Genomic DNA, 25,760 nt, shown 5'->3' on the forward strand with positions numbered 1-25,760 from the left:
ACACAAAGGAGACAGACATGAAGCGTTTGACCAAACTGGGCCTGCTGGCCGCGACCCTGGCCACGGTCTGGGGCTCGGCCCTGGCCGACATCAATGTGGGCGTGGTGGTCTCGGCCACCGGGCCGGCGGCCTCGCTGGGCATCCCAGAGAAAAACACGGTGGCGCTAATGCCGCGCACGGTGGCGGGCCAGAAGGTCAACTACATCATCCTGGACGACGCCTCCGACACCACGGCGGCCGTGGCCAACACGCGCAAGCTGATCAGCGAAAGCAAGGTCGACGTGATCCTGGGCTCCAGCATCACGCCCAACTCGCTGGCCATGGTGGACGTGGTCTCCGAGGCCAGGACGCCCATGATCACGCTGGCCGCCTCGGCCAAGATCGTCGAGCCCGTGGACGCCAAGAAGTTCTGGGTCTTCAAGACGCCGCAGCACGACGCCATGATGGCCGCCGCCATCGGCGAGCACATGGCCAAGTCCGGCGTCAAGACCGTGGGCTACATCGGCTTCAACGACGCCTACGGCGAAAGCTGGCTGCAGGAGTTCCGCAAGGTGGCCGAGGCCAAGGGCATCAAGCTCACGGCCACCGAGGCCTACTCGCGCAGCGACACCTCGGTCACGGGCCAGACCCTCAAGCTCATGGCGGCCAAGCCCGATGCGGTGCTGATCGCCGGCTCGGGAACGCCGGCCGCGCTGCCGCAGAAATCGCTCAAGGAGCGCGGCTACCAGGGCAGGATCTACCAGACCCACGGCGTGGCCAATGCCGACTTCCTGCGCGTGGGCGGCAAGGACGTGGAAGGCACGCTGCTGCCCGCCGGCCCCGTGCTGGTGGCCCACCAGCTGCCCGACGCCAACCCGGTCAAGAAATCCGCCGTCTCCTATGTGGAGGCCTACGAGGCCGCCAACGGCAAGGGCACGGCTTCGACCTTCGGTGCCCACTCCTGGGACGCGGGCCGTGTACTTGAAGCCGCGATTCCCGCCGCGCTCAAGAAGGCCCAGCCCGGCACGGCCGAGTTCCGCGCCGCGCTGCGCGACGCGCTGGAGCAGACCAGGGACGTGGCCGGCGCCCACGGCATCTTCAACATGACGCCCACCGACCACCTGGGCCTGGACCAGCGCGCGGCCGTCATGGTGAAGATCGAGAACGGCACCTGGAAGTACCAGCCCTGAACCCGCAGGCCTGAGGCCGCAGCGGATGCCGCCTGGCAGCGGCATCGCTGTGGCGCTCGGCCGTGCCTGCCCGAAAGTCGATCATGGATCTGCAAATCGCCCTGCTGCTGGGGCAGGACGGCGTCGTCAACGGCGCCGTCTACGGCCTGATGGCACTGGCCCTGGTGCTGGTGTTCTCGGTCACCCGCATCATCTTCATTCCGCAGGGCGAGTTCGTCGCCTTCGGTGCCCTGACCCTGGCCATGATGCAGGCCGGCCGCGTGCCGACCACGCTGTGGCTGCTGCTGGCCCTGGCGGCCGCCGTGCTCGTGGTGGACCTGCTGCGCTGGCGCGCCGGCAGCCCGGTGAGCTGGCCCGCCACCTTCCTGTGGTGCCTGGCCCTGCCCGCCATCGCCGTGGCCCTGGCCTGGGCCCTGCGCCCGTCCTCGCTGATGCTGCAGGCGCTGACCACGCTGGTGCTGATCACGCCCATGGGGCCGCTGCTGTACCGCCTGGCCTACCGGCCGCTGGCCCACGCCTCGGTGCTGATGCTGCTCATCGTATCGGTGGCCATGCATGGCGTGCTGGTCGGCCTGGGCCTGCTGTTCTTCGGCGCCGAAGGCTCGCGCACGCCGGCCTTCTCCGAAGCCCAGCTGCGGCTGGGCGACATCACCATCTCGGGCCAGTCCCTGGTGGTGGTGGGCGTGGCCCTGGTGCTGGTGGCCCTGCTGTTCGTGTTCTTCGAGCGGTCCATGATCGGCAAGGCGCTGCGCGCCACGGCCATCAACCGCGTGGGTGCACGCCTGATGGGCATTCCCACGGCCATGGCCGGCGACGTGAGCTTCGCGCTGGCCGCGCTGATCGGCGCCATCTCGGGCCTCTTGATCGCGCCGCTGACCACGGTCTACTACGACACGGGCTTTCTGATCGGCCTCAAGGGCTTCGTGGCGGCCATCGTCGGTGGCCTGGCCAGCTATCCGCTGGCCCTGGCCGGCGCACTGCTGGTGGGCCTGCTGGAGGCCTTCTCATCGTTCTGGGCCAGTGCCTACAAGGAGGTGCTGGTGTTCACGCTGATCATCCCGGTGCTGTGGTGGCGCTCGCGCAATAGCCACCATGTGGAGGAAGAAGAATGAGTGTCCCCGTTTCCTCGCAGGCGAGCACGCCGGTCCAGGCGCCCCCGGGAGGCATCAGCACGCGCGTGCTCACGGTGGCCGCCATCGTGCTGCTGGCGCTGTCCTGGGGCTTCCTGCCCGACTTCACCGTCGTCATCCTCAGCTACATCGGCCTGTTCGCCCTGGTGGCGGCCGGTCTGGTGATGCTCACCGGGGTGGGCGGCATGACCTCGTTCGGCCAGGCGGCCTTCGTGGGCATCGGCGCCTATGCCACGGCCTGGGTCTGCACGGCGCCGGCTTCGGTGGCCGCGCTGGGCGGGCTGGTGGGCGCGGCGGGCCTGCCCTGGGTGGGCCTGGCCCTGGGCCTGGCCATCACCTTCGTCGTCGCATGGCTGCTGGGCGCCGTCACCGTCAAGCTGCAGGGCCACTACCTGCCGCTGTGCACCATCGCCTGGGGACTGAGCCTGTACTACCTGTTCGGCAACATGGAGTTCCTGGGCGGGCAGACCGGCATCACGGGCATTGCGCCACTGGTGATCGGCGGCGTCTCGCTGGCCTCGCCGCGCGCCATGGGCGTGGTGATCTGGGCCGTGCTGCTGGTGGCGCTGTGGCTGCTGCACAACCTGCTGGACTCGCGCGAGGGCCGGGCCATCCGCGCGCTGCGCGGCGGCCGGGTCATGGCCGAGTCCATGGGCATCGATACCGCACACTACCGCGTCAAGCTGTTCGTGCTGGCCGCCCTGCTGGCCACGCTGTCGGGCTGGCTCTATGCCCACATGCAGCGCTTCGTGAGCCCGGCGCCCTTCAACCTCAATGTCGGCATCGAATACCTGTTCATGGCCGTGGTCGGCGGCGCCGGCCACCTGTGGGGCGCGGTGCTGGGCGCCACGCTGATCACCCTGGTCAAGCAAAAGCTGCAGGACATCCTGCCGGCCCTGCTGGGCACCAGCGGCAACTTCGAGGTCATCGTCTTCGGCCTGCTGATGGTGCTGGTGCTGCAGCGCTTCGCCGAAGGCCTGTGGCCCACGCTGCAGCGCCTGACGGCGCGCTGGGTGCGCAGGCCCGTATCCGCGCTGAAGCTGGCGGATGCGGCACCGCTGGCGCGGCGCGAGCTGCCCGCTCCGGGCCAGGTGCTGCTGGCGGCCGAGCATGTGACCAAGCGCTTCGGCGGCCTGGTGGCCAACAACGACGTGGCCATGACGCTCAAGGCCGGCGAGGTGCATGCGCTGATCGGCCCCAATGGCGCGGGCAAGAGCACCTTCTTCAACATGATCTCGGGCGTGGATTCGCCGACCGAGGGCCAGGTCCGCTTCATGGACCAGGCCATGAACGACGCGCCCTCGCGCCGCTTCGCGGCGCTGGGCCTGGGCCGCACCTTCCAGCATGTGCGCCTGCTGGGCCAGCGCAGCGTGCTGGAGAACGTGGCCGTGGGCGCGCACCGGCGTGCCCACCGTGGCTGGCTGGCGTCCATGCTGCGCCTGGACCGCGCCGAGGAGGCTTCGGTGCTGGCCGAGGCGCGTCGCCAGATCGAGCGCTGCGGCCTGGGCGCCTTCGCCGATGTACCGGCGGCCTCGCTGGCCCTGGGCCAGCAGCGCATCGTGGAGATCGCACGCGCCCTGGCTGGCCAGCCTGCGGCCCTGCTGCTGGACGAGCCGGCCGCCGGCCTGCGCCACCTGGAAAAACAGGCCCTGGCCGACCTGCTGCGCCAGCTGCGCGCCGAGGGGCTGGGCATTCTCGTCGTCGAGCACGACATGGAGTTCGTCATGAATCTTGCGGACCGCATCACGGTGCTGGAATTCGGCACCGTGATCGCCGAGGGCACGCCAGCCCAGATCCAGGTGAACCAGCGCGTGCTCGACGCCTACCTGGGAGGCGGCGACGATGAGCAAGAGCCCGTCACCACAGGAGAAGCGGCATGAGTGAAACCCTTTTGCAGCTCCAGGGCCTGAGCGTGTCCTACGGTCCCGTGGAAGCGGTGCACCAGGTGGACCTGGAGGTGCGCACGGGCGAGATCGTCACCGTCATCGGACCCAACGGCGCGGGCAAGACCACGCTGCTGTCGGCCGCCATGGGCCTGCTGCCTTCGCGCGGCGAGATCCATCTGGACGGCCAGCGCATCGCACGCCCCGGCGTGGAGGTCATGGTGGCCCACGGCGTGGCCCTGGTGCCCGAAAAACGCGAACTGTTCGGCGAGATGTCGGTGGAGGACAACCTGCTGCTGGGCGGCTTCTCGCGCTGGCGCCGGGGGCTGCGCGACCAGGTGCAGCGCATGGACGAGGTCTTCGCCATCTTTCCGCGCCTGAAGGAGCGCCGGCCCCAGATGGCCTCCACGCTGTCGGGCGGCGAGCGCCAGATGCTGGCCATCGGCCGCGCGCTGATGGCGCGCCCGCGCCTGCTGCTGCTCGATGAACCTTCGCTGGGACTGGCACCGCTGATCGTGCGCGAGGTGCTGCAGGTCGTGGCCGGCCTGCGCGACCACGGCGTCTCGGTGCTGCTGGTCGAGCAGAACGCGCGCGCCGCGCTCAAGGTGGCCGACCGTGCCTACGTGCTGGAGATGGGCGCCGTGGCGCTCAGCGGGCAGGCGCGCGAGCTGCTGCACGACCGGCGCATCATCGACACCTACCTGGGCATGGGGCGCAGCGCCGAGGCGGCAGCGGCCTGAGCCACGCCGCAGGGGGCTGAACACTGCATCGCAGCCCTCCGGGTTACAGCCCGCTTCTGCGGCGGCGATGCGCCATGCCCCAGCCCATCAGGCCCAGCAGCCCGGACAGCGCGATCAGGCCCCATTCGGACAGCGTGGGAATGGGGGCCGCCGCCACGGAGGGTACCGGCGGCGGCAAGATCGGCGGGGTGGTGGATACGGACACTGTCTCCTGGTTGTTGGTCGGGTCGGTGTCATTGTCCGCACCCGTGGTGATCGTCACGTGGTCGGAGGAACCCGGTATTGCTGGCGTGCCGGAGACGGGGCAGATCACGGTGGCATTCGCGGGAACGGTGGCGGGCGACGACCATGGCGTGCCGTTCATCGTGCACTGGCCCACGGTGATCCCGGTGGGCAGGCCTGCCGCCTCGCAGAAGGCGTTGGCTGCGGGGGCGGCGCCCAGATTGGTGCAGGAGAACGAGGCCGTGGGCGGGTAGGGGGTTCCCGCCGTGCCGCTGGTCGGCAGCCCGCTGGCGTCCACGGCCATGTCGCTGGAGGCCGCGCTGCCGAGAAGCTGGGTCTGTACCAGGGCTCCCACCAGCGGGGCCAGCCCGTCGCCGCGAATGGTGTAGTCACCGTTGTTGATCAGAGCGCCTGGCGTGCCCTGGGGAACCTTGACGGTCATCTCGAATTTCAGGGTCTGGCCCGGTGCCAGGCTGGGCACGGTGCACTGCGCGGGGTCGGTGGAGCCCACGCCTGCCGCAGGGCCGGAGCAATGGCCATTGGCATCGACCAGGCGGACGAAGCTGGTGGAGGCATTCGTGCTGTCCTTGGGCATGGCCAGTGCCACCACGACATTGCTGACCGGCGCATTGCCGTTGTTCTTGTAGGTATAGGTGTAGGTGATCTCGGTGCTGTCCGCCCTGGGCGCGCTCGCGGGCCCGGTGGCCGAGATCCAGACCCCGCTGGATGAGCCCGTGGTGACGACGTTGTCCAGATACAGGTGTCCGGAGTGGGCTCCTGGGCTGCATCCCGCCGCGATCGCATCCAGGCGGACCTTGTCCCCTACACGAAAGATATGGTTGCCTGGAGCCACATCGTAGGCCTGGGGGTTGGTGAAACGGTGTATTTCTCCACTCGCGTCCGTGAACGACTTCCAGTTGACACCCGGCTGTTGCGCATAGTGGTACCGGAAGAAAACCTCGGTGGACACCGTGGAACTGGTCAGCGCATCATAGGTTTTTGTCAGAGCGATCGCATAGTAGGGCCGCTCTGCAGGAGTATGGCCTGGTGCGTCATTCAGCACGGGAACAATGGTGAAACGGATGTGGATTTTCCCATCGGCATCGATGTCGTTCGCCGTCAGTGTCACTTCCTGGGAAAGGGTGCTGGCGGTAGATTGCTGTCCCGTGAAAGGAGGATTCCCATAGCTGGAAATGTGCGTATCCGACAGGTTGATGCGTGCCGTATTGCTGCCACGCAGGGGCAGCAACAGGTCGGAACTGCCCGAGGCACGCAGCGGATCCGGGAGGCTGGCCTCGGCGCCGCTGATCACCGTTGCCAGCGGCGGCTTGCTACTGGAAGACACTAGCCGAAGGTCCGCCAGGCTGGTAGGCGTGGAGGGCGTCGTGCCATTGTTATTCTTCCCCTCTTGCGTCCAGCCACTCAGATCCCCGGTTTCGAAATCGCCATTGACGAAGGCGGCCTGGGCCAGGCTGCTGGCCAGCAATACGCCGCCCAGGGCCAGGCGTGTCGTCCGGCCCATCAGGCCCTTGCGGCGGGCGCGCCACGGGGCGCGGAAAATATTGCGGTCCATATCACTTCTCTCCCTTGGTTGAATGAATTTCGCCATGTTGGAAACTGCCTTCCAACGCCATGCCTGCAATGGAATTGCGTCTTTGTCGAAATAAATGGGCAAGCGAATTCCTGCGGTATCGAGGATCCGCATTCGTGGAATGGAAACGTGGAATGTCTATCTAAGGCCGGTTTTCCAGCTACCAGGTGCTTCCTGGTTCATCGAATGTTTCAGGAGTATTCGGGCATCTTTTTGCAGAAAGGCCACGGATGCATGGCGAGGCGGATGTGGGCCCGCTGCCTTTGAATCATCTCCGGGCGGCTGCAAAGAAATTTCGAAGCGGCATGTGAATTGACCCCTCCTCGAATAAGAATGTGAAGAAAGAAACGCCAATGCCCTGCGCTGGCAGGTGGCCATCATGCATGCATTGGGCTGGATCAGGACGGAAAAGATGAAAAATAGGAGTTGTCCTATTTGAATAGGAATATTCCTAGGAGAAATGGAAATATTCCTGGAGCGATTCCTCTGCATGCGGGTGCGGTCGGCGCTCTTCTTTCATGCATGCCGCAAGATAGGCCGAGACGGTCGCCAGATGGGGAGCCCGAAGCGGGCGGGAAGGGGGGCGTGCCGCCGGCCTTGGCCCGGCATTGCCTGGAATGCCGGCCGGTGTCCGAGCTGATGCACGATGGCTTGCCGGTGTGTGATCGGCAACGACAAGCGGGGCCTGCCGAGAGGACCCCGTGAAGGAGATCGGCGCAGGAGCGCAGGGGCCGGGGCCTTGTGGCTCCTGCGCTTCAAGGACGGTGGGCTGGCTTGCCGGGCCGCCGAAGGCCGGGCGGTGCCTGGACTGCGAAAGCTCCGCTCAGTCCAGCCTGATGTGGTTGGCCGCGATCACGCGTCCCCATTTGCTGCGTTCGGCGCGCACGAACTGGCCCATCTGGTCGGCGCTGCCGGGCATGGGTTCCACGCCCATGGCGGCCAGGCGCGCCTTGGTGCGGGTGTCGGCCAGGGCCTGCTGCAGCGACTGGCTGAACTTCCTGACCACGTCGGCCGAGCTGCCCACGGGCACGACGATGCCCTGCCAGGCGTAGCCTTCGAAGCCCTTGAGGCCCTGCTCCTGCAGCGTGGCGACCTGGGGCAGCACCTCCACGCGGGAGGGGCTGGCCACGCCGATGGCCTTGAGTTTTTTCTCGCTCAGGAAAGGAATGATGGTGGCACTGTCGGCCCACATGGCGGGGATCTGGCCGCCGACCACGTCCTGCACGGCCGGGGCCGCACCGCGATACGGCACGTGGGTCATGTTGGCTATGCCCGCCTGTTCGCGGAACAGTTCGCCCACCAGATGGTGGGGGCTGCCCAGGCCGGCCGAGCCCCAGCTCACGCCGGTCTTTTGCTGTTTGGCCCAGGCCACGAACTCGGCGAGGTTGCTGGCCGGCACGTCGTTGTTGACCACCAGCAGCATGGGAAATCGCACCAGCATGCCCACGGGCTTGAAGTCGCGCTCGGCGTTGTAGTTGAGCTTGCTGAACAGGAAGGGATTGGCCGCCAGCGTGGCGAAGTCGGCCGTGAACATGAGGTTGCCGTAGTCGCGTGAGCGGGCGCTGTATTCGGCCGCGATGTTGGTGCCCGCGCCGGGCTTGTTGTTGATGACGATGACCCGCTCCAGGCTGCGGCCCATGGCTTCGGCGATGACGCGGGCGACCACGTCCGAGCCACCGCCGGCCGCATAGCCCACGACCCATTCCAGGGGCTTTTCCTGGGCCCTGGCGGGCCCCATGAGGGCCAGGCCCGAGCAGGCCAGGGCGGCCAGAAACTGCTTGCGTTGCATCCTTGTCTCCGTGTTGTATGCGGCGCCTTTTGGGGGTGTGAGGCAGGCGCCTTTGTGGGGATGGCAGGCCGCCGCGCGGGCGGCGGCGCGCGGCTTCAGGCGGCGGCGTGCACCGGTGCGACCGGTGTCACGGCGCCGCGCTCGGCGGGGTCCACGCCGGCAGGGGCAAGTCCTGCGCTGGCGCGGGCCAGTTCGAGCGCATGCAGCAAGGTGCCCTGGTGGCCGATGTGGTTGGCCAGCAGCAGCACGAGGCGGGCATTGAGGGCATGGCTTTGCGTGGTGTCCAGGCCTTGGTGGGTGGCGATCAGGGCTTCGTAGAAATCGTCGCAGGCCTGCAGGTTGGAGTGGGTGGACAGCAGCATGGCGGTCTCCTGTGGATGGGGCGTAAGAGGTTCAGGCCGTGGCGGCGGCGCCGCAGGCTCTTTGGAGAGCGGCGCGCACGCCGGCCTCGTCGGGGCGGCGCCAGCGCGCGCAGACATGCTGGTCGGGCCGCAGCAGGTAGCTGGTGCCGGGGCGCGCGTCCAGGCGCTTGGCCGCCAGGCCGCGCGCATCGATGAGGTCGGCTCCGTGCGCATGGGCCTCGCCCTCGGCCGCGATGGACAGGTTGAGCACGTCGGGCAGCGCCTGCGCCCAGGCGGGCGTAGGGCCGAAGTGCAGCAGCGTGAAGTCCGGGCCCAGGGCGCGCAGCAGCCAGGCCGTGCCGTCTGCGCCGGGACGGCGCATGGGCGCATCGGCCAGCACGGCGCCGGGCAGCTGCGTTCCTTCGAAGCTGTCTGTGTCGGGCGTGTTGAGCACCGATCCATGCAGCGTGGCCGGCACGGACAGGCGTCCGCTGTTGACGATGCGGCGCGCGAATTCATGGTCGCGCGCCAGGTCCAGCACGGCGTCGCGGAACAGGCGGCTGATCTCGCTCTTGGGCGTGATGAAGTCGGTGGCGCGCGTGGAGTTGCGGATGTTCTCGTCGGCCGCGTACTCGCGCTCGGCGCCGTAGGTTGCGATCAGCGAGGCGTCGGCCTGGCCGCGCAGCACGCGGTCCAGCTTCCAGGCCAGGTTCTCGGCATCCTGCACGCCGCTGTTGGCGCCGCGCGCGCCGAAGGGCGAGACGCCATGGGCGCTGTCGCCCGCGAACACCACGCGGCCATGGACGAAGCGGTCCATGCGCAGGCAGGCGAAGGTGTAGACGCTGGCCCATTCCAGCTCGAAATCCACCTCCTTGCCCAGCAGCGCGCGGATGCGCGGCAGGATGTTCTCGGGCTTTTTCTCTTCCTCGGGGTCGGCGTCCCAGCCGAGCTGGAAGTCGATGCGCCAGACATCGTCGGGCTGGCGGTGCAGCAGCACGCTCTGGCCCGGGTGGAAGGGCGGGTCGAACCAGAACCAGCGCTCGGTGGGGAAGTCGGCGTGCATCTTCACGTCGGCGATCAGGAAGCGGTCGCGGAAGATGCGGCCATGGCTTTCCTGGCCCAGCAGGCCGCGCAGCGGCGAGCGCGAGCCGTCGCAGGCCAGCACCCATTGCGCGTCCAGCGGGTAGCTGCCGTCGGGCGTTTCCACGGTCAGCAGGGCGCCGGCGTCGTGCGGCGCCAGCGCCGTCACCTTGCTGTGCCAGCGCAGGTCGATCAGCGGCAGCTGCAGCGCGCGCTCGACCAGGTAGGCCTCGGCGTAGTACTGCTGCAGGTTGATGAAGGCCGGGCGCTCGTGGCCGTCCTCGGGCAGCAGGTCGAACTGGTACAGCGGCTGGTCGCGGAAGAACACCTTGCCCAGGTTCCAGGACACACCCTTGTCCACCATGGGCTGGCCCACGCCCAGGCGGTCCCAGATCTCCAGCGTGCGCTTGGAAAAGCAGATGGCGCGCGAGCCCGTGGACAGCTTGCAGTCGTTGTCCAGCAGCACCACGCGCTGACCGCGCTGGGCCAGGTCGATGGCCAGCGACAGGCCCACGGGGCCGGCGCCGACGATGACCACGGGATGCCGTACGGGGCCCTGGGCGTCCTGGTCGGCATGGCGCTCGTAGGGGATGTGGATGGACTGGATGTCGGCGCCGCTGCCGCGCAGCGCTTGCAGGGGGATGGCGGGGTGGGACATGGGGGTCGTCCTCTGTCGTGGGCGGTGTGGAAAAAAGACGCAGCTGTCCCCGCCGACGCCGTGCGGCGCCGGTTCACGGAAAGGTGCGATGGGCGCGCGCCGGCTTTCAGGACCTGGCGCGGCCTGGGATCAGCCTTCGAGCGCTTCCCACATCTGGCGGTCGCGCTCGGCGGTCCAGATGCGCGGGTCGGCATGGCCCGAGGCCTCGTCGTAGGCGCGGGTCACATCGAAGGGCATGCAGTGGTTGAAGATCACCCACTGGCCGTACTTGGGTTGCAGCCTGGCGAAGGCCGCCTCGTAGACCTTGCGCAGGTCCTGTCGGGCGTCGGCGCCGGCCTTGACCTCGTCCCACAGGTCGCTGATGAAGGCGCGCGTGCCGGCCAGGCCGGCCTGCACCTCGTCGGGCGTCTGCAGCGCGGCGCCGCGGCCGGGCACCAGCTTTTCGGGCTGGAGCGCGGCAATGGCGTCCAGCGTGTGCGGCCAGTCCTGGAAGTAGGCGTCGCCGGCATAGGGCGTGGCGCCGAATTCCACGAGGTCGCCGCTGAACAGCACCTTGTCCTGGGGCAGCCAGACCACGGTGTCGCCCTTGGTGTGGCCCCGGCCCAGCTGCAGGATCTGCACTTCGAGCTTGCCCAGCCACAGCGTCATCTTGCCGGTGAAGGTCAGGGTGGGCCAGGTCATGCCATCGGGCACGCTTTCGACGTTCTGGAACAGGCGCGGGAAGCGGCCGATCTCGCTGGCCTTGTCCTGCTCGCCGCGCTCCACGATCAGGTCGTAGGTGTCCTGGCTGGCGATGATGTGCTCGGCGCCCTCCTTGAAGAAGGCCGAGGCGCCCAGCACGCGCACCGCATGGTAGTGCGACAGCGTCACGTACTTGATGGGCTTGTCGGTGATCTCGCGGATGCGGCGGATCACGTCCTGGGCCATGACGGGCGTGGCCTGGGTGTCGATGACCATCACGGCATCGTCGCCGATGACGATGCCGGTGTTGGGGTCGCCCTCGGCCGTGTAGGCGTAGGCATGTTCGGAAAGCTTGTCGAAGCTCACCTGCTTGATGTCGAGGTCGGCGGCGGAGGCAAAGGTCTTGGTGGTCATGGGCTTCCTGCTTTTGTTCAGAGCAAATGCATTCGTCTTTGTTGAATGTCGCAATGCTAGGTAAAAATTCAACATTGAACAATTCATTTGACATAGTGAAAAACCCTCGGGCCGCCGAAGGACCTTCGTCCAGCGTTCACAATGCCAGCCATGCCCGATGCCACCCGCCCCTCGAACGACACCCACTCCCCTTTCGGCACGACCGATGATGAGCCCGCGCGCGGGCCGCGCGGCATCCAGAGCGTGGAGGTCGGCGGCCAACTGCTCAAGGCGCTGGCGCGCACGGGCCGGCGCATGGCGCTGAAGGACCTGGCGCGCGAGGCAGGGATGACGGCAGCCAAGGCCCATCCCTACCTGGTGAGCTTTTGCAAGCTGGGACTCATGGAGCAGGACGGCGCCAGCGGCCACTACGGCCTGGGGCCGCTGGCCATGCAGATGGGCCTGATCAGCCTGCAGCAGGCCGACCCCGTGCGCCTGGCGGTCGCCGAACTGCCCGCGCTGGCCCAGGAGGTGGGCTATACGGTGTCGGTCGCCATGTGGAGCGGCCAGGGGCCGGCCATCATCCGCGTGGAGGAGGGTCCGACCCATGTGTATGTGGCCATGCGCCACGGCACGCCGGCATCGCTGAGGCATACGGCCACGGGCAAGATCTTCGCGGCCTTCGGCGCGCCGCAGCGCATCGCGCCCCTGCTGGAGGCGGAGGGACACCGCCTCGATGATCCTGCGTTCGCCCGGGAGCTGGCCGTGATCCGCGACAGCCGGCTGAGCGTGGTGGAGAACCAGCTGCTGTCAGGCGTGAGCGCGCTGGCCGTGCCGGTGTTCGACGGCTTCGGCCAGCTGGTGCTGGCGATTGCCGCCATCGGCCCCTCGGTCACGCTGGACCTGGACCCCGAGGGACGTCCCGCGCGGCTGCTGCGGGAGCAGGCGCGCAGCCTGTCGCAGCGCCTGGGCGCGCCGGCCCAGGCCTGAGCGCGGCTCAGTTCGTCAGCAGCAGCTGATCCCTGGCCGGCGCACGTCCGTCCAGCGTGAAGCCGGCCACGGTGCGCGACAGGTGATGGGCCTGCTCGTTGAGCACGGACGAGGCGGCGGTGGACTCCTCCACCAGGGCCGCGTTCTGCTGCGTGGAGCGGTCCATCTCGGCCACGGCCTGGTTGATCTGGGCGATGCCCACGCTCTGCTCGGTCATGGCGCCGTTGATCTCCACGATGATCTGGGAGACGCGCTGGATGCCGTCCACGATCTCGCCCATGGTCTGGCCGGCCGCGCGCACGCGGTCGGTGCCGAGGGCCACGCTGGCGCCCGAGGCGTCGATCAGGGCCTTGATCTCCTTGGCCGCCGTGGCGCTGCGGTGCGCCAGGCTGCGCACCTCGGCCGCCACCACGGCGAAGCCCCGGCCCTGCTCGCCGGCGCGGGCCGCTTCCACGGCCGCATTGAGCGCGAGGATGTTGGTCTGGAAGGCGATGGCGTCGATGACGCCGATGATCTCGCCGATCTTGGACGAGGCCCTGGAGATGTCATCCATGGTGCTGACGGCGCCGCCCACGACATCGCCACCCTTGGTGGCCGAGGCGCTGGCCGTCTGTGCCAGGCGCGTGGCCATGGCCGCGGCCTCGGCCGACTGGCGCACATTGGCCGTCAGCTGCGACAGCGAGGCCGAGGTCTGCTGCAGGGCGCTGGCCGAGGACTCGGTGCGGTTGGACAGGTCCAGGTTGCCCAGCTTGATCTCGTCCGTGGCGGTCTTCATGGACTCCACGCCATTGCGCACGTCCTTGAGCACGGTGCCGATCTGCTCCACGAAGGCATTGAAGGAGGAGGCGATCTGCGCCACCTCGTCGCGGCCCGAGACCGGCAGGCGCTGCGTCAGGTCGCCGCCGCCCGAACCTATCCTGTCCATGGCGTCGCGCACCTGCGACAGGCGGCGGAAGGACTGGGCGGTGAGCGCGGCCGCCACGGCTGCGGCGATGCAGGCCAGCAGCACGATGGCGATGGCCAGCGTCCGGACCACGCTTTGCAGGCCCGTCGTGGCCTCGGCCTTGTCCAGCGCCACCAGCAGCAGCCAGTCCGTGCCCTGCACGGGCCGCGCCTTGAGCAGCTTGGCGCTGCCGCCCAGGTCCACTTCCAGCGGCGCCTTTGCGCCGGCCAGCGAGGCCAGGGCGGCCGGTGTCAGCAGCTCGGAGATCTCGGACACGGGCTTGAGCAGCAGCTTGGCATCGGCATGTGCCAGCACCTGGCCGTCACGGCTCACCACGAAGCCCAGGCTGCTGGGTGTGGGACGGATGGCGGAGACCACCTCGCGCACGCCCTCCAGCGGAACGGCGCCGCTGATGACGCCCTGCAGCGTGCCCGCGCGCAGCATGGGTGCCACGAAGGCCACATACGGCACGCCCGTGGTGGAGTCGCCGTAGGGCTTGGTGAGGGTCAGCTTGCCCGCCTGCACGGCGGTCTTGTACCAGGGGCGGGCCGTGGGGTCGTAGTCGGGCGGCGTGCTGGTGGTGGATTTGAAGGTCTTGTCTTCCCAACCCACGGTGGTGATCGGAAAGCCGCTGGCCTTGCCCATGTGGGCAGCGAAGCCTTGCGGGTCACCCGTCTCGATCACGGCGGCCGCGGCGCTGACCGCCAGGCCCTTGGCGGCCACCCATTGGTCGATGGCCATGGTGTTGCCGGCCGTGATGGCGTCCAGGTCCTGTTCAATGGTCTGGAAGGTGCTGCCGCGGACGATGTGGTAGGTGGCGGCTCCCGTGATGGCAAGGGCGCCGACCACGGTGGCAGTGCTGATGGCGAGGATCTTGGAGCGGAGGGTCTGGAGCATGGCGCGGCAAGGGAAGGCGAAGGAAAGGCCCATGCCGCGTTGCCGGGCATGCGGCCCTGTCATTAACGCACAATTTGTTTCAAACTTGGCGACATCCGAGCGCGCCGATGGCGTGCACCAACTTGCGCGCAACACCTGCCAGAGGTGCATTTATTGCAGTGCACCATGGTGGGGCGGCATGACATGTTGCTGTCACGCAACCGTCGCGGGACTTTCATGCCGGCTTTCGACAATGGCGGCACGCAGGCAAACCGAGTGGCACAGGCAGGTCACCGACTGCGTCCAACATGACGAGGAAGGCGGGCATATGGACGTTCTGGACACCCTTCGCAGCACGGCGATCGACATCGCACAGCCCCCGCTTTCCACGCTTTTGCCCCCACCCCGGGCCGCGGACAAGCCGCTGCGGCTGGAGGTGCGCTGGGCTCGCCATCTCGATGAATTGCGCCAGGTGCAGCGCCTGCGCCATGCGGTGTTCGCCACCGAGATGGGCGCCGTGCTGCAGACGCCGCTGCCCGACCATGACGTCGATGCCTTCGATGACTTCTGCGAACACCTGATGGTCTGCGACGCCGACCGGGGCGTGGTCATCGGCACCTACCGGCTTCTGACGCCCGCGCAGGCGCAGCGCGCCGGCGGCCTGTACTCCGACCAGGAGTTCGACCTGGGCCCGCTGCATGCCTGGCGCCCCCGCATGGTCGAACTGGGTCGCAGCTGCGTCCATGCCTCCCACCGCCAGGGCGGCGTGATCCTGGCGCTGTGGGCGGCGCTTGCCGAATTCATGCAGCGCAACCGGCTAGAAGCCATGGTCGGCTGTGCCAGCATCCCCATGCAGTACCCGGGGCTGGCCCATGGCGAAGGCCCTGCGCGCGTCTGGCAGCAATTGCGCCAGACCCACCTGGCGGAGCCCGCGCTGCAGGTGCGCCCGCGCGTGGCCCTGCCCGAGGAGCTGGCCTCGGTCAGCACCAGCGGCATGGGCGTGGAGCCGCCCGCGCTGATCCAGGGCTATCTGCGTGCAGGCGCCAGGGTGCTGGGAGCGCCGGCCTGGGACAGCGACTTCAATACGGCCGACCTGCCCATCATGATGCGCATGCAGGATCTGCCCGCACGCTACCAGCGCATGTTTCTGAGGGGTGCCAGCCGGCAGTGAGGATGAGGGGAGCGAAGCCGGCTTCTTGTGCAATGGGCCGGAACGTGATGTGCATCACAGGGTTGTCATAAAACCCGTGCATGATGCTGGATGTGGGCTGAAGCAGACACCCGGACGGATGCAGGTCACCTGCACCGGATCGAACCGGGCCTTGGTCCACGCCAATTCGAGGCCGCAGCCCGCAGGGGCTGCGGCCTTTTTCATGGCGATCAGGCCATGGCCGGTCGGGCCATGCCTGCCAGCAGGCGCTGGTGCTCGATCTTCACGCAGCGGTCCTGCACCGCCCACAGGCCTGCGGCACGGGCCTGTGCCAGGGCCGCAGCGTTGGTCACGCCCAGTTGCAGCCAGAGACAGCGCGCGCCGATGGCAATGGCTTCGGCGGCCAGCGGCGGGATGTCCTCGCTTTTTCTGAAGCAATCCACCATGTCGATGCACAGGCCCTGGGCGGCCAGGGCGGCCGAGGCATCGGCCAGGCTCGCGTGCACGGGCTCCCCGAGAATGCGGCCCCCCTGGCGGGCGACCACGGGATTGACGGGCACGATGCGGTAGCCGTGCCGTTGCATGTACTGCGAGGCCTGGTGGCTGGGGCGGTCCAGCTGCGGGGACAGGCCGACCACGGCCAGGGTGCGGCACTGCGCGAGGATGTCGCGCAGTTGGGCGTCTGTTGCTGTATCGCTCATGCGCCGCAGTGTACGCAGCGCTGCGGCCTCAGGCGCCCGGGGCTGTCGCCACCGAGGCAGGCCGGAGATTCCGGCGGCGCAGCACCAGGCCCCAGGCCAGGCCCAGCACGGCCGCCGTCGCCGAAGCCATCAGCACACCCAGTTTCGCGGCGTTGAGCAGGGCCTCGCTTTCGAAGGCCAGCGTGGCGATGAAGATGGCCATGGTGAAGCCGATGCCGGCCAGCAATCCCGCCAGCAGCGTGCCGCCCCAGCCCATGCCGGGCGGCAGCGCGCACAGGCGCAGTCGCACGGCGATCCAGCAGCTCACGAGCACGCCCAGCGGCTTTCCCAGCAACAGGGCCAGGGCCACGCCCCACATCACGGCCGAGGCCCCGGCGGCCTGCGTCTCTCCCCCCTGCAGCGGCACACCGGCATTGGCCAGCGCGAACAATGGCATCACGCCAAAGGCCACCCAGGGATGGAGCGCGGCCTGCACACGCTCCACGGGCGCGGAGCTTTCGCGGCCCGCCAGCACATGCACGGGTGTCACCAGCCCCAGCACCACGCCGGCCAGCGTGGGGTGGGCCCCCGTCTGCCAGATGCCCCACCACAGCACGGCGCCGGGCAGCACATAGGCCCAGGCACGGCGCACGCCCAGCGACTGCAGCAGGAACACGCCCGCCAGGCCCGCGGCCGCCACCAGCAACTGGCTCCATTGCAGCCCGCCTGAATAGAACAGCGCGATGATGAGCACGGCCACCAGATCGTCGATGATGGCCAGCGCCAGCAGGAACACGCGCAGCGCAGGCGGCAGGCCCCGGCCCAGCAGCGCCAGCACGCCCATGGCGAAGGCGATGTCGGTGGCCGTGGGCACGGCCCAGCCGTTGCGCAGCGGCGGCGCGGCATTGAAGGCCAGGTAGATCAGGGCCGGAGCGACCACGCCGCCCAGCGCGGCCATCACGGGCAGCAGGGCCTGGCGCGGCTCGGCCAGTGCGCCTGAATGCATCTCGCGGCGGATTTCCATGCCGACCACGAGAAAGAACACGCTCATCAGCGCATCGTTGACCCAGAAGTGCAGGGACTGAGACAGCTGCCACGGACCCAGGCCCAGGGTCAGCGGGGCGTGCCACAGGGCCTCATAGGCCGGGGCCCAGGCCGAATTGGCCCAGGCCAGGGCAGCGGCCGCGGCCAGCAAGAGCACGATGCCCCCCGCGGCCTCGGCATGGGACCAGCGGGACAGGAGGGCACCGACACGGTCGGCGAAAGAGAGGAACAGGGGCGTGCGCGGGCCGGACGGCCGCGGGGTCGTGGAGGTGTTCATGCGTGAAACGGCAATGGGAGCCTTGCGGCTCCCGTGCGCAGGCGGCCCGACCTGCGCTGACAACACCTGTCCTGCCGCCCCATGCGGTCTGGACACCCGGCCGCCATTATAAAAAAGCGGTGACCGGGTCTCAGGCGCAAAGACCTTGCAGGGTCAGGGCCGGGGCGGATCGCTGCGCGAGACGCACTCGGCCAGCAGCCCCAGCGAGGACAGGGCGATCATGAAGACGATGAACACATAGGCTGCCGTCGCCACGCCCAGGCTCATGCTGAAGCCCCACAACAGCACCGAGCAGGCCGTGCCTGCCTGCGGATAGAGTGCCGTGCACTGGGCGGCGGCGGGCATGTGCACATACCAGGTGACGGCCACCAGCATGGCCGCCGCCACCGTGGCGGCATTGCCCCAGGGATGGGTCTGCGGGTGATAGAGCGCATGGATCAGCGCCACCGGCACGGCCAGGCCCCAGGCGAACATCATCAGCCAGCTGAACACGGGGGAGACGGCCAGCATCGACTGCAGCCAGCCCATCTTGGGCAGCCCGTTGACGAAGCCCAGCAGATCCCAGACAAAGGGCAGGACGATGCCCGCGACAGCCAGGCTGGCCAGGCCCAGCGCCAGCAGCAGTCCCTTGCCGCGTGAACGGGGGTGCACACCCGGGACCGGGTGCGAACGGGTGATCAGTGCATGCATGGCCCACCTCCTGTGTCGTGCAGGGCGGGCAGTTGCCGCGCAGGCGGTTCCGGGACTCGGGCGGCAGCCGCGCGCCTAGCGTTCGGATTGCGGTATTCCCCGGATGGGTCCAGTCTAGGACGTGGTGCGCTGCAACAGGTGTAGGCCTGGGACTGACCCCTATTGGGGTTTGTCCCAAAGGGGTCAGAGCGTGTCCAGCGCCTGCAGAACTTCGCCCCTGGACAGCAATTCGCTGAGCACGACCGGGGGCTTGCCCGGCGCATGGAGCACATAGACCGGCACGCCGCTGCGGCCCAGCTGCTGCAGGGCGGCGGTGATGGCGGGATCGCGCCGCGTCCAGTCGGCCCGCAACAGGGCCACGCCATGGCGGTCGAAGGCGGCCAGCACTTCTTCATGGCTGAGCGTGGTGCGCTTGTTGACCTGGCAGGTCACGCACCAGGCAGCGGTGTAGTCCACGAACACGGGCTTGCCCTGGGCCTGGAGTTCGGCCACGCGCGTGGCCGACCAGGGCTGCCAGCGCTCGCCGGAAGCCGCCTGGGCGGGCGAGCCCTCGGCCCGGGCCGGCGTGGTGATCAATGGCAGGGCCGTGGCCAGCAGTGCGCCCGACAGCGCCACCACCAGCGTGGCCAGCACGGCGCGCGTGCGGCCCTGGAGCGTCAGCGTCCAGACCAGTGCGCTGAAGGCCAGCAGCAGGGCCAGCAGCGCGGCGGCCGCGTCCATGCCGCTTTGGTGCCCGAGCACCCAGACCAGCCAGACCACGGTGGCGAACATGGGGAAGGCCATGGCGCGGCGGAAGGTGTCCATCCAGGCACCGGGGCGCGGCAGCCAGCGCACCACGGCCGGCACGAAGCTGGCCAGCAGATAGGGCAGGGCCATGCCCAGGCCCAGGGCCGCGAACACCGTGAGCGCCTGTGGTGCCGGCATGTCGATGGCAAAGCCCAGCGAGGCGCCCATGAAGGGCGCCGTGCAGGGGGAGGCAATCGCCACGGCCAGCACGCCCGACAGGAAGGCATCGGCCACGGGGTGGCGGGCGTGGGCGGCGGCCCAGCTGCCGGGCAGCATGGAGCCGAACTCGAACATGCCGGCCAGATTCAGGCCCAGCAGGGTGAACAGCGCGGCCAGCAGGGCCACGATGGCCGGCGATTGCAGCTGAAATCCCCAGCCCAACTGTTCGCCGGCCGCGCGCAGCGCCAGCAGCAGGCCGCCCAGGGCCAGGAAGGACAGGACCACGCCGGCCGTATAGGCCAGCCCGCCCAGGCGCTGGGCGCGGCGGTCCTGGCCATGGCGCGCGAAGCCCAGCACCTTGATGGCCAGCACAGGGAAGACGCAGGGCATGAGATTGAGGATCAGGCCGCCGACCAGTCCGCCAAGCAGGGCCATCCAGAGGCTGGTGGCGCTGGTGGCCGGCGCGGATGCCTGGTTGGCGGCCAGCGCTGCCGCCAGGGCCGGCGAAACACTGGCCATGGCGGCGGCCGTCCAGCGGCCCTCGACCCTGGCTTCGGCACGCCAGGCCACGCTGCGGCCCTGCTCCAGTGCTGCAGCGCGTTCTGCGGGTGGCAGGGCGACCACCACGGGCAGCATGGCCGGTGTCTCACCGCGCATCTCGGACAGCGGCAGCTCGGCCACCCAGGCAGCACCGTCCCAATGCTGCTGCCAGTCCTTGCCCAGCTCGGCGGCGTGGTGGAAGGTGTCGGATGACTCTGGATAGAAGTCCAGTGTCCGGCCCTGCAGCGCATCGGGCAGGCCTTCGAGTCGCAGCTGCACGCGTTCGGCGGGTGTCTTGCCCTCGACACCGGCTCCCGCATTTTCGGCCACCAGCACCCGGGCCTGGGCCTGTGGAGCCAGAGGCTGCGGCTTGAGTGCCCAGGCCTGGAGGAAGTCCTGGGACTGTCCCGCCGTGCTGCCCTGCACGGGCAATTGCAGCTGGAAGTCGCCTTCCTCCGGGATGCATTCCACGCGGCAGATCAGCCAGCTGGCGTGCAGCCGCAGGTCCAGCATGCCCGAGGCCGGTGGCTTGAAATCGGCGGCCACCTGCACGGGCACGGGCAGCAGCACCCGGCCTTCGTAGCCGTAGTTGACCAGCGGGCCCACGCGCAGCGCCTCGGGCACGGGCCATTGCACGGCACCGGCCGCCAGGCCCGCGGGCAGTTGCCAGGACAGTTCCGTGGCCAGGCCCGAGTCGCCGGCATTCTTCCAGTAGGTATGCCATTCGGGCTGGTGCTCCAGCAGCAGGCCCAGCCACAGCGTCTGGCCCGGTTGCACGCCTTCGGGCGCCTGGGCCACGAGCTCGGCACGCACGCGCGGCGTCTCCACGGTGGCGCCGGGGGCGCTGGACGATTTCAGGCGGATCTGTGCGCCGGCGCCAGTGGAAAAGGCGCCGGCCGCCATCAGGATCAGGGCAAGAAACCAGAAGGCGAGGCGCTGTGGGCCGCCGAGTCGATGAAACAAGTTGGATGGCATAACGGACGGTGGGAGCTGCAGGGCAGGGCTTTGGTTCCTCTGGGACAACGCTGCGCGATTGTGGGGTACGGCCGGTCAGGCAGCAGGGCATGCAGCTTCGCGCCTGCGGATTAACCCGGCGTGAACAGGCTGCCTGGCCAAGCCTGCCGCGCCGATTGGCAAAAGATATCGTTGCATAGCTGCTTGGTATTGGACAGGCGGCGCCCTGCGTAGCCATCATGGATCAGCCACCCGTCCGGGATAGAGCATGACAGGAGACAAACATCATGATGGAGACTTCTCGCCGCCATTTCCTGGCCGCAGCGGCGGCCACCGCCGCAGGTGCGCTTCCGCTGGGCGCGCGCGCCGCGGCCTACCCTGACAAGGCCGTGCGCGTCATCGTGCCCTTTCCCGCGGGCGGCACCACCGACGTGGTGGCGCGGTTGACCATGCAAAAGCTGGGCGAGCTCACGGGCCAGTCCTTCGTGGTGGACAACAAGGGCGGGGCCAATGGCGTCATCGGTACCGAACTGGCGGCGCGTGCCGCGCCCGACGGCTACACGCTGCTGATGAACACGGCCGGTGCCCAGACGCTGAGTCCCGTGCTCTACAAGACCAGCTACGAGGCGCTGGCCAGCTTCGAGCCCATCAGCCACCTGTGCGATGTGGGCTTCGTGCTCATCACCCGCAAGGACCTGCCGGTAGGCAGCCTGCAGGATCTGGTGGCCATGGCACGGCAGGGCAAGCCGCTGAGCGTGTCCTCGGGCAGCAGCATGATTTCGCTGATCACCGAGCAGTTCAAGAAGGCCATTGGCGCGCCCTCCATCGTCAATGCCCAGTACAAGGGCACGGCGCCGCAGATGCAGGCCGTGGTGGCGGGCGAGGTGGACTTCTCCTTCGACTCCTTTACCTCGGTGGAGATGATCCGCACGGGCAAGGTCAAGGCCCTGGCCGTACTGCTGCCCCAGCGTGCCGAGGTCTTCCCCCAGGTGCCCACCATCAAGGAAGCGGGCGTGGACGGCATGGACTTCAGCTCCTGGTCCGGGCTGCTGGCGCCCAAGGGAACGCCCCGGGAGATCGTGGCCCAGCTGGCCCAGCAGATGGACAAGGTCATGCAGATGCCCGATGTGCTGGCCAAGCTCAAGGGCTACAGCTATGTGCCGCGCCGCGGCACGCCCGAGGCGTTCGCGCGCCTGATCGAAGCGGACAACGAGCGGTGGAAGCGCATCGTCATGGAATCCGGCTTCAAGGCCGAGTGAGGTCCGGGGCGGGGCTAAGATCCTGGCCATGCCAAGCTCCACGCCCCCACAGACGTCCCTCGATGCATGGCCCTCGCGCTGGTGGGCCGAGGTGTCGGCCCGTGATTTCGCGCTGGCCCAGGCCGGGCTGGCGGCCCAGACCGTGGCCGTGTTGCCCGTGGCTGCCGTGGAGCAGCACGGGCCGCACCTGCCTTTGTGCGTCGATGCGCGCCTGCTGCAGGGCGTGATCGATGCTGCGCTGCCCCTGCTGCCGGCCGATCTGCCCGTGCTGTTCCTGCCGCCGCAGAACATCGGCTTCAGCGTGGAGCACCAGTCGTTCGCGGGCACGCTCACGTTGACACCGGCCACCCTGATCGCGCTGTGGACCGAGCTGGGCGCCTGCGTGGCGCGCGCCGGCATCCGCCGGCTGCTGCTGCTCAACGGCCATGGCGGCCAGGTCAGCATGATGGACGTCGTTGCGCGCGAGCTGCGCATGCGCCATGGCCTGCTGGTCTACAGCAGCAGCTGGTTCGGGCTGGTGGACGATGCGGCCAATGCGCAGTTCAGCGTGCACGAGCACCGCTTCGGCATCCATGGCGGCGAGGTCGAGACCTCGATGATGCTGCACCTGGCGCCAGGGACCGTGCGCATGGAGCATGCGCGGGACTTTCATTCCACTTCGGAGGATAGGGCGCAGCGGCATGCCTTGTTGGGCAATGGGCGCAGCGCCAAGATGGGCTGGGCCATCGAGGACTACAACGTGTGCGGGGCGGTGGGGAATGCGGCAGGGGCCACGGCCGAGCGGGGGGCGGCCATGGTGCAGGCGTCGGCGCGGGGGCTGGTGCAGCTGCTGGGCGAGATGCATGCGCTGGCGCCAGACACCGTCGGCCGGGCGCCGCAGCCCCTCTGAGCGCTGCCCTTATTGCTTGGGGATCTTGGCGCTGACGATCACATCGCCCCAGCGCTTGATCTCCGATTGCAGCAGCTGGGCCGTCTGCTCGGGCGTGCTGGAGCGGGCCTGCACGTTCATCTCGCGCAGCTTTTGCGTGACCTCGGGAGAGTTCACGGCGGCGGCGATCTCCTTGTTCAGGCGGGCAATGATCTCGGGCGGTGTCTTCGAGGGTGCGGCCAGGGCGTTCCAGGACGAGGCCACGAAGCCATTGACGCCCGATTCCTGGGCCGTGGGCACGCCAGGCAGCAGGGCCGAGCGCTTGTCGCCCGTGATGGCCAGCAGGTTCACGGCCTTGGAGTTGATCTGGCCCATGATGGGCGTGAGGATCTCCACGGCCGCGTCGATCTGCTTGCCGCGCAGGGCCGTGACCACGGCGGGCGTGCCGTTGAAGGGGACGATCTGGGCGTCGATGCCGGCCGTGGTCTTGAACAGCTCGGCGGCCAGGTGCTGGGTGCTGCCGATGGCGATGCTGCCGATGTTGAGCTGGCCGGGGTGGGCCTTGGCCCAGGCCACCAGTTCGCCCAGGTTCCTGAAGCGCGAATCGCTGGCGGTCAGCACGCCGATGTCGAAGTAGCCCAGCGTGGAGATGGGCGTGAAGTCCTTGACCATGTCGAAGGGCAGCTGGCTGAACAGCCCCACCGTGACGGCGCTGCCGTTGGACATGAGGAACAGCGTATGGCCGTCGGGCGCGGACTTGGCCACGGTATCGGCCGCGACGATGCCTCCGGCGCTGGGCTTGTTGTCGATGATGACGGGCTGGCCCAGCTGGGCGGCCAGCTTCTGGGCGACCACGCGCGAGGTGACGTCGGCCACGCCGCCCGCGCCGAAGGGCACGACGATGCGTATGGGTTTGCCGGACAGGGGCTGTGCCTGCGCGGTGAGGGGGCCCAGGCCGGATGCCAGCAGGGCCGCGCAGGCCAGGGCGGTGCGCGTGAAATGGCGTTTTTTCATGATGGGTCTTGTCTCCTGGCCGGGGAGTTTGGCGCAAAAGCGCCAAGGGACCCAGAGCGCCGCTGTTCTGGCTGCTATGCGCTGGCGCGATAGCTGTCTGACAGCGGCCGTGCCGTTTCAGGCGTGCGTGATCCAGCTGCGGTGCTCGTCCGTGTCCAGGTGGTTGAGCGTATTGAAGGTCTGCAGCATCAGCCGCTTGGGGCTGGTCGAGAACTCGGTCACGGCGCTGTTGCGGATGCGCATGTTCAGCGCGATGGTGACTTCGGGCGAGGTGCCCAGCACATGGCCCACCGCCGTGGAGATGGGGCCGCCACTGCTGACCAGCAGCACGTCTTCGTCGGCATGCGCGTGGCGTACCCGCTCCAGCACCTGGCGCACGCCACCCGAGAAATCCTCCCAGCTGGGCATGCCCTGGGGGCTGATGGTGCCTGCCATCCACTGGGCCAGCGCATCGCACAGCAGGCGGAAATGGTGGCGGTACAGCTCGGGCGTGTCGGGCCTGGGCAGGGGGGCCGGGTGGATGGCCTGCAGCAGCGCGCCGCTGTCGTATTCGTTCAGCCCTGCTTCCTCGTGCACGGGCAGGTCCAGGCCTCCCAGGCCTTCGCGGATACCGGCCAGAGTCTGGGCGTGGCGGCGCAGCGTGCCCGTGTAGACCGCATCGAAGCGCAGGCCGCGCTCGCGCCAGTAGGCGCCCAGGCGCTGCGACTGCGCCCTGCCGCGCTCGCTGAGCTGGTCGTAGTCGTCGGCGCCAAACGAGGCCTGGCCATGGCGCACAAGGTAGAGGGTTCCCATGGGGCGGATTGTGTCCAGTGCCGCACCGGCTGTTTGTCCTGCGGGCGACTGGCTGCCGCCTTGGCGACAGGAAGCACCGGGCCTACAGCAGCACCTGTCCGCGCACGCATTCGACGACGTGGCCGCCGACCCACAGCGCACCCTGCGCGTCTTCGCTGAGATGCACCTGCCCGTCGCGGCCCACGCAGCAACCCTGGCTGGCGAGATAGGGCGGGCGCAGCAGGCCCTCTGCGCGCAGCCACAGGCCCAGGCCGGCGTTGAGGCTGCCGGTCACGGGGTCCTCGGTGACGCCGACGGCGCTGGCGAAACCACGCACTTCGAGTCGGGGGGCGGCCTCGTCCCGCGCTGCACGCTGGCCCGTGGCGAAGGCCCGCGCCTCGCGGCTGCTGCGGCCGATCAGGGCCGGGGCATCCGCCGTGTCTTCGTACAGCGCGCAGGCGCCGACCTTGGCGTTCAGTGCCTTGAGCCGCGCATGGTCGGGCTCCAGGGCCAGCAACAGGTCCGGATCCTCCAGCAGCACGCCCATCCAGCGCGGGCCGTTGTCCAGCCAGGCGGCGTTCAGGACCTGGTCCGGCGCCACACCCAGTGCCCGGACCACCTCCGCCAGCAGGCCGGGTTCGACGGCGGTGATGGCGGTGGGCGGGGCCTCGAAGGCCAGGCGGTCGTCCTGGCGTGCGATGGCGATCAGCCCTTTGGCGCACTCCTGCACGATGCGGCCCGGCTGCCGTGGCACGCCGCCATGGGCCAGCCAGGCATGGCAGCTGCCCAGGGTGGGATGGCCCGCGAAGGGCAGCTCGCCGCCCGGCGTGAAGATGCGCACGCGGTAGTCGGCGCCTGCGGCCCGGCCCGCCTCGGTGGGCGGCAGCAGGAAGGTGGTTTCCGACAGGTTGGTCCAGGCCGCGAAGGACTGCATCCGCGCATCGTCCAGGCTGGTGGCGTCGAGCACCACGGCCAGCGGATTGCCGAGATAGGGCCGGGCCGTGAACACGTCCACGGTCATGAAGGGGCGCTGGCGGGGAGCGGTGGTGGAGGTCATGGCAACGCAAGGAGGTGCAGGAGGG

21 protein-coding genes are annotated in these 25,760 nt (G+C 68.8%); 8 read left to right on the plus strand and 13 right to left on the minus strand.

All coding sequences use genetic code 11. The features are described 5' to 3' along the window. Nucleotides 1-17: 17 nt before the first annotated feature. From L1Z78_RS02625 to L1Z78_RS02640, 4 genes are all read left to right on the plus strand, one after another. On the plus strand, nt 18-1,169 hold the full coding sequence (locus L1Z78_RS02625; RefSeq protein WP_234640019.1) for an ABC transporter substrate-binding protein: 1,152 nt from the start codon (nt 18-20) through the stop codon (nt 1,167-1,169). A gap of 83 nt (nt 1,170-1,252) precedes the next feature. Further along, entirely contained in the window at nt 1,253-2,281 is a 1,029-nt protein-coding gene (locus L1Z78_RS02630; RefSeq protein ID WP_234640020.1) for a branched-chain amino acid ABC transporter permease, read from the plus strand. Further along, nucleotides 2,278-4,179: an ABC transporter permease subunit gene (locus L1Z78_RS02635; protein WP_234640021.1), complete on the plus strand. Its 1,902-nt coding sequence runs from the start codon at nt 2,278-2,280 to the stop codon at nt 4,177-4,179. The genes L1Z78_RS02630 and L1Z78_RS02635 overlap by 4 nt, the downstream gene beginning before the upstream one ends. Then, nucleotides 4,176-4,922, plus strand: coding sequence for an ABC transporter ATP-binding protein (locus tag L1Z78_RS02640; RefSeq protein WP_234640022.1), 747 nt, complete (start codon nt 4,176-4,178; stop codon nt 4,920-4,922). Before L1Z78_RS02635 ends, L1Z78_RS02640 begins: the two co-directional genes overlap by 4 nt. A gap of 43 nt (nt 4,923-4,965) precedes the next feature. On the opposite strand, the gene L1Z78_RS02645 is transcribed toward L1Z78_RS02640, so the two are convergent. The 5 genes from L1Z78_RS02645 to L1Z78_RS02665 form a co-directional block, all read right to left on the minus strand. Then, the gene (locus tag L1Z78_RS02645; RefSeq protein ID WP_234640023.1) at nt 4,966-6,717 is read right to left on the minus strand and encodes an IPTL-CTERM sorting domain-containing protein; all 1,752 of its coding nucleotides are present in this window, start codon (nt 6,715-6,717) and stop codon (nt 4,966-4,968) included. Between the two features lie 841 nt (nt 6,718-7,558). After that, complete coding sequence (locus L1Z78_RS02650; protein WP_234640024.1) at nt 7,559-8,524, minus strand: Bug family tripartite tricarboxylate transporter substrate binding protein; 966 nt, start codon at nt 8,522-8,524, stop codon at nt 7,559-7,561. Nucleotides 8,525-8,619: 95 nt separating this feature from the next. Continuing rightward, nucleotides 8,620-8,886 (minus strand): DUF2783 domain-containing protein, encoded by a 267-nt coding sequence (locus L1Z78_RS02655; protein WP_234640025.1) that lies wholly within the window; start codon nt 8,884-8,886, stop codon nt 8,620-8,622. Nucleotides 8,887-8,917: 31 nt separating this feature from the next. Further along, on the minus strand, nt 8,918-10,603 hold the full coding sequence (locus L1Z78_RS02660; RefSeq protein WP_234640026.1) for an FAD-dependent oxidoreductase: 1,686 nt from the start codon (nt 10,601-10,603) through the stop codon (nt 8,918-8,920). 129 nt (nt 10,604-10,732) lie between these two features. After that, nucleotides 10,733-11,698 (minus strand): MBL fold metallo-hydrolase, encoded by a 966-nt coding sequence (locus L1Z78_RS02665; protein ID WP_234640027.1) that lies wholly within the window; start codon nt 11,696-11,698, stop codon nt 10,733-10,735. Nucleotides 11,699-11,839: 141 nt separating this feature from the next. On the opposite strand from L1Z78_RS02665, the gene L1Z78_RS02670 reads away from it, so the two are divergent. Continuing rightward, nucleotides 11,840-12,667 (plus strand): IclR family transcriptional regulator, encoded by an 828-nt coding sequence (locus L1Z78_RS02670; RefSeq protein WP_418921669.1) that lies wholly within the window; start codon nt 11,840-11,842, stop codon nt 12,665-12,667. A gap of 7 nt (nt 12,668-12,674) precedes the next feature. Here L1Z78_RS02670 and L1Z78_RS02675 read toward each other — a convergent pair whose 3' ends face one another. Next, entirely contained in the window at nt 12,675-14,507 is a 1,833-nt protein-coding gene (locus L1Z78_RS02675) for a methyl-accepting chemotaxis protein (protein WP_234640029.1), read from the minus strand. Nucleotides 14,508-14,814: 307 nt separating this feature from the next. On the opposite strand from L1Z78_RS02675, the gene L1Z78_RS02680 reads away from it, so the two are divergent. After that, nucleotides 14,815-15,657: a GNAT family N-acetyltransferase gene (locus tag L1Z78_RS02680; RefSeq protein ID WP_234640030.1), complete on the plus strand. Its 843-nt coding sequence runs from the start codon at nt 14,815-14,817 to the stop codon at nt 15,655-15,657. 209 nt (nt 15,658-15,866) lie between these two features. Here L1Z78_RS02680 and L1Z78_RS02685 read toward each other — a convergent pair whose 3' ends face one another. From L1Z78_RS02685 to L1Z78_RS02700, 4 genes are all read right to left on the minus strand, one after another. After that, a complete protein-coding gene (locus L1Z78_RS02685) occupies nt 15,867-16,337 on the minus strand; it encodes a CoA-binding protein (RefSeq protein ID WP_234640031.1) in 471 nt (156 codons plus the stop codon). 28 nt (nt 16,338-16,365) lie between these two features. Further along, the gene (gene nhaA, locus L1Z78_RS02690) at nt 16,366-17,637 is read right to left on the minus strand and encodes a Na+/H+ antiporter NhaA (RefSeq protein ID WP_234640032.1); all 1,272 of its coding nucleotides are present in this window, start codon (nt 17,635-17,637) and stop codon (nt 16,366-16,368) included. Between the two features lie 153 nt (nt 17,638-17,790). Beyond that, complete coding sequence (locus L1Z78_RS02695; protein WP_234640033.1) at nt 17,791-18,327, minus strand: hypothetical protein; 537 nt, start codon at nt 18,325-18,327, stop codon at nt 17,791-17,793. 183 nt (nt 18,328-18,510) lie between these two features. Beyond that, on the minus strand, nt 18,511-20,787 hold the full coding sequence (locus L1Z78_RS02700; RefSeq protein WP_418921670.1) for a protein-disulfide reductase DsbD family protein: 2,277 nt from the start codon (nt 20,785-20,787) through the stop codon (nt 18,511-18,513). Between the two features lie 266 nt (nt 20,788-21,053). On the opposite strand from L1Z78_RS02700, the gene L1Z78_RS02705 reads away from it, so the two are divergent. Both L1Z78_RS02705 and L1Z78_RS02710 read left to right on the plus strand, forming a co-directional pair. Next, entirely contained in the window at nt 21,054-22,025 is a 972-nt protein-coding gene (locus L1Z78_RS02705; RefSeq protein ID WP_234640034.1) for a Bug family tripartite tricarboxylate transporter substrate binding protein, read from the plus strand. 28 nt (nt 22,026-22,053) lie between these two features. Continuing rightward, nucleotides 22,054-22,914, plus strand: a complete 861-nt coding sequence (locus L1Z78_RS02710) for a creatininase family protein (RefSeq protein WP_234640035.1) — start codon at nt 22,054-22,056, stop codon at nt 22,912-22,914. 9 nt (nt 22,915-22,923) lie between these two features. Here L1Z78_RS02710 and L1Z78_RS02715 read toward each other — a convergent pair whose 3' ends face one another. From L1Z78_RS02715 to L1Z78_RS02725, 3 genes are all read right to left on the minus strand, one after another. Next, nucleotides 22,924-23,907 carry a Bug family tripartite tricarboxylate transporter substrate binding protein gene (locus tag L1Z78_RS02715; protein WP_234640036.1) on the minus strand — a complete coding sequence of 328 codons (984 nt, stop codon included), beginning with the start codon at nt 23,905-23,907 and terminating at the stop codon, nt 22,924-22,926. A gap of 117 nt (nt 23,908-24,024) precedes the next feature. Beyond that, the gene (locus L1Z78_RS02720) at nt 24,025-24,699 is read right to left on the minus strand and encodes a histidine phosphatase family protein (protein ID WP_234640037.1); all 675 of its coding nucleotides are present in this window, start codon (nt 24,697-24,699) and stop codon (nt 24,025-24,027) included. Nucleotides 24,700-24,781: 82 nt separating this feature from the next. After that, the gene (locus tag L1Z78_RS02725; RefSeq protein ID WP_234640038.1) at nt 24,782-25,735 is read right to left on the minus strand and encodes a PhzF family phenazine biosynthesis protein; all 954 of its coding nucleotides are present in this window, start codon (nt 25,733-25,735) and stop codon (nt 24,782-24,784) included. Between the last annotated feature and the right edge of the window lie 25 nt (nt 25,736-25,760).

It is taken from the genome of Delftia tsuruhatensis (genome assembly GCF_903815225.1).
In the GTDB taxonomy this organism is placed as follows: Bacteria; Pseudomonadota; Gammaproteobacteria; order Burkholderiales; family Burkholderiaceae_C; genus Comamonas; species Comamonas tsuruhatensis_A.

Bases quoted from the DNA above. Each gene is read 5' to 3' on its own strand.
- L1Z78_RS02705 (WP_234640034.1), top strand. From the start codon at position 21,054: ATGATGGAGACTTCTCGCCGCCATTTCCTGGCCGCAGCGGCGGCCACC.
- L1Z78_RS02655 (WP_234640025.1), bottom strand. From the start codon at position 8,886: ATGCTGCTGTCCACCCACTCCAACCTGCAGGCCTGCGACGATTTCTAC.
- L1Z78_RS02670 (WP_418921669.1), top strand. From the start codon at position 11,840: ATGCCAGCCATGCCCGATGCCACCCGCCCCTCGAACGACACCCACTCC.
- L1Z78_RS02725 (WP_234640038.1), bottom strand. From the start codon at position 25,735: ATGACCTCCACCACCGCTCCCCGCCAGCGCCCCTTCATGACCGTGGAC.
- L1Z78_RS02630 (WP_234640020.1), top strand. From the start codon at position 1,253: ATGGATCTGCAAATCGCCCTGCTGCTGGGGCAGGACGGCGTCGTCAAC.
- L1Z78_RS02715 (WP_234640036.1), bottom strand. From the start codon at position 23,907: ATGAAAAAACGCCATTTCACGCGCACCGCCCTGGCCTGCGCGGCCCTG.
- L1Z78_RS02695 (WP_234640033.1), bottom strand. From the start codon at position 18,327: ATGCATGCACTGATCACCCGTTCGCACCCGGTCCCGGGTGTGCACCCC.
- L1Z78_RS02660 (WP_234640026.1), bottom strand. From the start codon at position 10,603: ATGTCCCACCCCGCCATCCCCCTGCAAGCGCTGCGCGGCAGCGGCGCC.
- L1Z78_RS02625 (WP_234640019.1), top strand. From the start codon at position 18: ATGAAGCGTTTGACCAAACTGGGCCTGCTGGCCGCGACCCTGGCCACG.
- L1Z78_RS02665 (WP_234640027.1), bottom strand. From the start codon at position 11,698: ATGACCACCAAGACCTTTGCCTCCGCCGCCGACCTCGACATCAAGCAG.
- L1Z78_RS02635 (WP_234640021.1), top strand. From the start codon at position 2,278: ATGAGTGTCCCCGTTTCCTCGCAGGCGAGCACGCCGGTCCAGGCGCCC.
- nhaA (WP_234640032.1), bottom strand. From the start codon at position 17,637: ATGAACACCTCCACGACCCCGCGGCCGTCCGGCCCGCGCACGCCCCTG.
- L1Z78_RS02680 (WP_234640030.1), top strand. From the start codon at position 14,815: ATGGACGTTCTGGACACCCTTCGCAGCACGGCGATCGACATCGCACAG.
- L1Z78_RS02645 (WP_234640023.1), bottom strand. From the start codon at position 6,717: ATGGACCGCAATATTTTCCGCGCCCCGTGGCGCGCCCGCCGCAAGGGC.
- L1Z78_RS02710 (WP_234640035.1), top strand. From the start codon at position 22,054: ATGCCAAGCTCCACGCCCCCACAGACGTCCCTCGATGCATGGCCCTCG.
- L1Z78_RS02720 (WP_234640037.1), bottom strand. From the start codon at position 24,699: ATGGGAACCCTCTACCTTGTGCGCCATGGCCAGGCCTCGTTTGGCGCC.
- L1Z78_RS02700 (WP_418921670.1), bottom strand. From the start codon at position 20,787: ATGCCATCCAACTTGTTTCATCGACTCGGCGGCCCACAGCGCCTCGCC.
- L1Z78_RS02650 (WP_234640024.1), bottom strand. From the start codon at position 8,524: ATGCAACGCAAGCAGTTTCTGGCCGCCCTGGCCTGCTCGGGCCTGGCC.
- L1Z78_RS02675 (WP_234640029.1), bottom strand. From the start codon at position 14,507: ATGCTCCAGACCCTCCGCTCCAAGATCCTCGCCATCAGCACTGCCACC.
- L1Z78_RS02685 (WP_234640031.1), bottom strand. From the start codon at position 16,337: ATGAGCGATACAGCAACAGACGCCCAACTGCGCGACATCCTCGCGCAG.
- L1Z78_RS02640 (WP_234640022.1), top strand. From the start codon at position 4,176: ATGAGTGAAACCCTTTTGCAGCTCCAGGGCCTGAGCGTGTCCTACGGT.